The sequence below is a fragment of the Paraburkholderia sp. SIMBA_027 genome, assembly GCF_046535315.1.
GTDB classification, from domain to species: domain Bacteria; phylum Pseudomonadota; class Gammaproteobacteria; order Burkholderiales; family Burkholderiaceae; genus Paraburkholderia; species Paraburkholderia tropica.
This window is the reverse complement of record NZ_JAWRWY010000250.1, coordinates 1-333: the sequence shown is the minus strand read 5'-3', so window position 1 is coordinate 333 and position 333 is coordinate 1. Positions and strand designations below refer to the sequence as shown.

General features: G+C 61.6%; 1 pseudogene. It reads right to left on the bottom strand.

The features are described from left to right. Positions 1–38 precede the first annotated feature (38 nt). Positions 39–333 (bottom strand): annotated as a pseudogene (locus SB764_RS38990) (hypothetical protein); the annotation flags it as partial.

The window sequence follows — 333 nt, the reverse complement described above, 5'->3', positions numbered from 1 at the left end:
CCACCAACCATGGGCTTGTGTCCGCGAGGGCGCGAGTGTCAGCCTTGGTGTAACTGCGTGACGAAGTGTTCCAAGCGCCTGTCCGGTACCAGCCAGATCAACGCCACCACAGTGTAGACCGCGACTCCGAGCAGTGGGTGCAGGAAAGTGAGCGCGATGCCGGACAAATAGATGAACGGGGACGCTTTGCCTTTCCAGTCCTTACCGACTGCTTGGGCCAGTGCGCCGTCCCGGCCCTGCTGCCGGATGAGCGACTGCTGCAGGACGTAGAACGCAATGGCCGCGCAGAGAAGGTTGAGCCCGTACACCAGAACCGGTACCTGTAAGAAGCCG